4 protein-coding genes and 5 tRNA genes are annotated in these 5,410 nt (G+C 38.3%); 2 read left to right on the top strand and 7 right to left on the bottom strand.

Annotated elements, in window-relative coordinates:
- Nucleotides 1-395: 395 nt before the first annotated feature.
- The 7 genes from HNQ41_RS16420 to cuyA form a co-directional block, all read right to left on the bottom strand.
- Nucleotides 396-470 (bottom strand) — tRNA-Gln (locus tag HNQ41_RS16420).
- 103 nt (nucleotides 471-573) lie between these two features.
- Nucleotides 574-649, bottom strand: a tRNA-Asp gene (locus HNQ41_RS16415).
- A gap of 38 nt (nucleotides 650-687) precedes the next feature.
- Nucleotides 688-780, bottom strand: a tRNA-Ser gene (locus HNQ41_RS16410).
- A 149-nt stretch (nucleotides 781-929) separates the two neighbouring features.
- A tRNA-Ile gene (locus HNQ41_RS16405) sits at nucleotides 930-1,006 on the bottom strand.
- A 4-nt stretch (nucleotides 1,007-1,010) separates the two neighbouring features.
- Nucleotides 1,011-1,084: transfer RNA gene (locus HNQ41_RS16400), tRNA-Gly, on the bottom strand.
- A 549-nt stretch (nucleotides 1,085-1,633) separates the two neighbouring features.
- Entirely contained in the window at nucleotides 1,634-1,954 is a 321-nt protein-coding gene (locus tag HNQ41_RS16395) for a toprim domain-containing protein (RefSeq protein WP_184665521.1), read from the bottom strand.
- A gap of 19 nt (nucleotides 1,955-1,973) precedes the next feature.
- Entirely contained in the window at nucleotides 1,974-2,975 is a 1,002-nt protein-coding gene (cuyA, locus tag HNQ41_RS16390) for a D-cysteate sulfo-lyase (RefSeq protein ID WP_184665520.1), read from the bottom strand.
- A 590-nt stretch (nucleotides 2,976-3,565) separates the two neighbouring features.
- On the opposite strand from cuyA, the gene HNQ41_RS16385 reads away from it, so the two are divergent.
- Nucleotides 3,566-4,753: a YbfB/YjiJ family MFS transporter gene (locus tag HNQ41_RS16385; protein ID WP_184665519.1), complete on the top strand. Its 1,188-nt coding sequence runs from the start codon at nucleotides 3,566-3,568 to the stop codon at nucleotides 4,751-4,753.
- Nucleotides 4,740-4,949: a tautomerase family protein gene (locus HNQ41_RS16380; RefSeq protein ID WP_184665518.1), complete on the top strand. Its 210-nt coding sequence runs from the start codon at nucleotides 4,740-4,742 to the stop codon at nucleotides 4,947-4,949. Before HNQ41_RS16385 ends, HNQ41_RS16380 begins: the two co-directional genes overlap by 14 nt.
- Nucleotides 4,950-5,410: the final 461 nt, after the last annotated feature.

Below are 5,410 nucleotides of genomic sequence, written 5' to 3'. Positions count from 1 at the left end.
AAGGATTCGAACCTTCGACCCTCTGATTAAAAGTCAGATGCTCTGCCAGCTGAGCTAATGGCTCGTTGTATTTTCAATGTGGATGATTCATGTTGTTTACGGACGACGTTTTGCTTCGAGGTCTGCCTGTCTCTTCCTCTACTTGCTTTTTCTTTATAGTAAATGCGTCGAGACAACTCGATGACTCTTCTTGGTCGCATCGCTCGTAGCTGAGCTAATGGCTCGTTGTGTTTTCAATGTTGATGGTTCATGTTGTTTACGGACGATGCTTTGCTTCGAGGTCTGCCTGTCTCTTCCTCTTCTAGCTTTTCTTTGTAGTACATGTGTCGAGACAACTCGATGACTCTTCTTGGTCGCATCGCTCGTAGCTGAGCTAATGGCTCGTTATAAATTAATGGCTGGGCTAGCAGGGTTCGAACCTGCGAATCACGGAATCAAAATCCGTTGCCTTACCGCTTGGCTATAGCCCAATATTTTAAATGATAGAGGGGAAAAGAACTCGAACCATCGAACTCTAAGGATACGATTTTTCAGTTCGCCACGCTTGGGAAACTTCGCTACCCTTCCATTATATGGCGGTCCCGACGGGATTCGAACCCGCGATCTCCTGCGTGACAGGCAGGCATGTTGACCGCTACACTACGGGACCATTTTTATTGTTTGTTGTATCAAGTCTGTTAAAAAATATGGCGGAGGAGGAGGGATTCGAACCCCCGCGGGCCGTTAAGCCCCTGGCGGTTTTCAAGACCGCTCCCTTCAGCCAGACTTGGGTACTCCTCCGTATTTTTGTGGCGGCAGCGGTGACGATCCATCTCCTATTCCGTCGTGAAAAGTTGCTGACTTAACCAACGGGCCGTTCACATCATATTTTCATAAATTTAAACCATCACAGAAGCATCATTTTACCCATAAAAGATTTAAAGTAATGATGGTGGGCCTGAGTGGACTTGAACCACCGACCTCACGCTTATCAGGCGTGCGCTCTGACCAACTGAGCTACAGGCCCACAATGGAGCGGGTGATGGGAATCGAACCCACGACATCAGCTTGGAAGGCTGAGGTTTTACCACTAAACTACACCCGCATTTATATATGTTGTTATCATTCACAATTTCCCTAACGCTTAAGGGCCTTCTTCACGTCTCTTCCTCTTCCAGTTCATCCATTGATGTCAATGCGTCGAGATAACTCGTAGCTTACTCAATGAAGTTTCGCTCGTGGCTGAGGTTTTACCACTAAACTACACCCGCATATAATTTACCTATCAAGACAAGCTAGCGCATCAAAAATTTTAACACCAAACAATTTATAACGAATTATATCGTTGACGCACCGTCTCTCAAAGCGACAATTAATATAATATCATTAAAAAACAACCTCGTCAATAACTTTCGGCATTTTTAGTTTAAAATCTTTTTTCATATCGCTCGCTTTATCCCTTACGTTTCGTTTATATAGCTTACAATAAACATCAGAAAAAAGAAATGGGAATTGAGTGTACGCATGGTTTATTTATACATTTGATACGTATGTCCTCGGGTTCTAAATAAATAAAAACTCGCTACTACTCTCTTTAGAAGGCCTAAGAAGGTCGCAGCGAGTCTAACTTATACATCAGCCAAATATAAAATCCTTATTTCACATCAAAATATGCTTTTAACACTTCTGCTAAATAATCAACTGGTGTCGTCTCAACCTGTCCGAACATTTTATCTGTGTATAGATGCGTTGCATTCGGTAATTCGTGCTTTAACTGTTTTCTCAAGTTTTCACCAGCATCATCTGCATCAACAAGAATATAAACATCCATGTGTTCAACAGGTAAAATCAGTTCCTCTAGCTTTTCTTGACTCAATGTTCCGTATGTACAAATAATATTTACTGGTTCATTAAGCACTTGTTCGATCCGTGTTCTATCACTCTTCCCCTCTACAATTAACACTTTATCTTCCATTATTAACATTCCTTTTTTATTATTTATTTTGAAAAAGTGATGCGTATGCGTAAGTCGCGGGTGTTCCACCTGAATGTAAAAATAAAATATTATCACTTGGATGGAAGTATTCATTATCGATTAGATCTATTAATCCTGCCAATGCTTTACCAGTATAGACTGGATCAAGTAAAATTGCTTCTGTTCTTGCTAATAGTTTTATTGCTTCGACCATCTCTTCACTCGGCAATGCATAACCAGGCCCTATGTAGTCGTCAAAACAAGTTACAGATCCTCTAGGTACCTCACTTTTTAAACCAATATAAGAAGAAGTTTCTCGGCTAAGTTGATATACTTTCTCCTCTTGCTCGTTTTTCCCTCGACTAACATTTACCCCGATCACTTTTGTGTTACTTGACATCCCTAAAAACCCTGCAATTAAGCCCGCATGCATCCCACCACTACCACTTGCACAAACAACATAGTTGTATTTTACCCCTAATTCATTACCTTGTTGTTCGATCTCTTCAGCACAAGCCGCATAACCAGTTCCCCCTACCACATTCGATCCACCTACTGGAATCACATATGGAAGGCGACCTGCTTCACTCTCTGCTTTAGCTAGCTTTTCCATTTCCTTAGATACATCCGTCCCATTAGGTACAATCTTAATTGACTCTGTCCCTAGCAATTGATACAAGAGGTAATTCCCATTTGTCTCTGTTTCATATTGCTGAACTTCGTTTTCCTCTAAAACGAGTACACATTTAAGGTTTTCCTTCACACAAGCTGCCAATGTTAAACGACAATGGTTAGACTGAATTCCCCCAGCTGTAATAATGGTATCTGCACCCTTCTCCATCGCATCGGCCATTAGGAACTCAAGTTTCCTTGTTTTATTTCCACCTTCAGTAAGACCTAATAAATCATCGCGTTTAATAAATACATTAGGGCCATTAACCGACTCGGAAAAATTATTTGCTTTTTCAATCGGTGTTATTAATTTTGTATAGATGTTTCTCGGAAATTGCTCTAAATTCAAAGGAATCTCCCCTCACATTTAATAGTTTTTTACAAAGACAAACACATGTAAAAACATTACAGTATAGTGAATACTTATATATTTTATCATATGAATAATTTTGGTAAAAATAAGGTACGTGAAATATTGAAGTTCTGTATGGAACATAGTCGTGAGAAAACCTCGTTAAAGTTGTTACGTTTTCTTGGACGATCGTTTAATAATTGTCGGTAAGGACCATTATTGCCCTCAAAAATAATGATAAGTTACCGCAGCAAACAAGAGGTTCAATAGGCCCCTCTTTAGAAACATTCTTTGGATTTTTCTCTTCAGTTGGATCAACATCACAATAGGTCATTTTAGAACTAGCTTGCTTACGATAAACACTTTTACAAAACTTCCCATACTCCTAGCACTAAAACACAATCGAGTCTATCAACCGTTAGCATGCACACGATCCTTAGGGCCTAAGAAGCGAGAAGGGATTAGCTGTAGCTTAAAATAAGGAGAACTGACTGACTTTTAATATCAATAGATATAGTAAGTTAGCATTTCATTTAATATAAAGAAATCGTATACTATATTCAACAAACATGAAGGAGGTGGAATATTTGTTAAAAATCACTAATCCCTTTTTCATAGCAATAATAGGCATGCTTTCACTTGCCATTGTAATGGGGATTGGTCGCTTTGCTTATACCCCTCTTCTGCCATATATGGAAGAAGAGAACCTAACTCCTTTAACAGCTGGAGTACTAGCTACTACCAATTATATCGGCTACTTTTTAGGTGCATATGGTGCCAGGAACATCGTAAATAGACAAAAAGCTTTTTATACAGGGCTGTGGATTAATATTTTAACTACAACCATCATGGGGTTAACTGAATTCTTTTCATTGTGGTTAATTCTCAGACTGATTTCTGGTGTCACAAGTGGGTTAGTTTTTGTACTGGTATCGAGCATTATTTTAGATAAGTTAAACAAATCAAACAGATTAGGATTATCTGGCTTTTTTTATGGAGGGGTAGGTTTAGGAATCTTTTTAACAGGTATACTGGTCCCGACATTTGAGTTAATCATGAATTGGGGACTCATTTGGGTTTCATTAGGAATTCTTGGTGCAATGATGGGTGTTTTCGTTTCATTAGGGTTAAATAATGAAGAAAACAATTCAAAAGAAAGTATTACTCAAAAAACAAATGTAAGAGAAGAACACTTTACAATTCAAAAAAGAAAGACAATTCATTCATTATACATTTCTTACGCCTGTGAAGGATTTGGGTATATCATTTTTGGAACCTTTATTGTATCGATGCTTACTTCAACTACATCTATCGGTTGGCATCCTTCATATATATGGGCAATTGTCGGTATAGGAGCTATACCTTCCTGTCTATTTTGGTCTTGGCTAGGAAATAAAATTAGTATCGAAAAGGCACTATGCATAGCTTATACCTTGCAAATTGCAGGAGTTGTTCTACCAATTGTATCAGTGAGTGATTTAGCAATTTTGTTCGGCGCTCTCCTCTATGGCGGAACTTTTATGGGAATTACTACACTTACAATTACATTAGGTAAATCACTCTCTGTAGGTAATTCTCAAAATTTGATAGGCGGTTTGACTTCAGTATATAGTATTGGACAAGTTTTCGGTCCACTCACAGCGGGATTTATCATAACTGAGGGAAATTACTTCAATGCCTTTTTGTTATCTGGTATCGTATTGATTTTTGGATTAGCGAGTTTATTAATCACTATTTATTCTAGAAAGGATGAGCAAATTTATGCCATACGTTAACATTAAAGTCACTCAGGAAAATGGTGGGTTAACCAAGGAACAAAAATCTGAATTAATAGAAGGCGCAACAAAGTTATTACAAGACAAGTTAAATAAGAACCCTGAAACAACAATCGTTATTGTTGAAGAAGTAGACATGGATAATTGGGGGATTGGTGCAGAACAGGTTTCCGATCGTAGAAAAGAAGGAAAGTAACTTCATCATTAATATGAGCATATAAGTAAAAAATATACTGAGAGACATTTTACCTTAAATACCCTTAATTTTGAAAAAAGAGTCTCCCTTGGTACGAGACAAGTTGTCAAAACTAACCCACAATTCCCAAGAGGAGACTCTCCATAATGAAAACAATAATAATATCTATAGTATCGTTTTACACGATAAAAGAAAGCAGCGTTACAAATTAAACGAGTAGAATTTTGAGAATCTTACAAAACTCTCCGTAAAAATGAATATTAGTACAGAAAAAATAAAACAATAATCGTTATTACAAATAGTAAAGTTACTCCCCCTCAAACCTATTCAGCTTGCGGTGACCAGTTCTTGAAAACATAAAAAAAGCACATCGCTTCTGCGACATGTCCTCAAATGCCTGGCGGCGTCCTACTCTCACAGGGGATCGCCTCCAACTACCATCGTCGGGCTGCGGAATCCGA

Source organism: Texcoconibacillus texcoconensis, assembly GCF_014202575.1.
In the GTDB taxonomy this organism is placed as follows: Bacteria; Bacillota; Bacilli; order Bacillales; family Salisediminibacteriaceae; genus Texcoconibacillus; species Texcoconibacillus texcoconensis.
This window is presented reverse-complemented; position numbering and strand designations above follow the sequence as displayed.

What these genes read in the sequence shown, in the direction of transcription:
- HNQ41_RS16395 (WP_184665521.1), bottom strand. Translation starts at nt 1,954, where the DNA reads ATGGAAGATAAAGTGTTAATTGTAGAGGGGAAGAGTGATAGAACACGG.
- HNQ41_RS16380 (WP_184665518.1), top strand. Translation starts at nt 4,740, where the DNA reads ATGCCATACGTTAACATTAAAGTCACTCAGGAAAATGGTGGGTTAACC.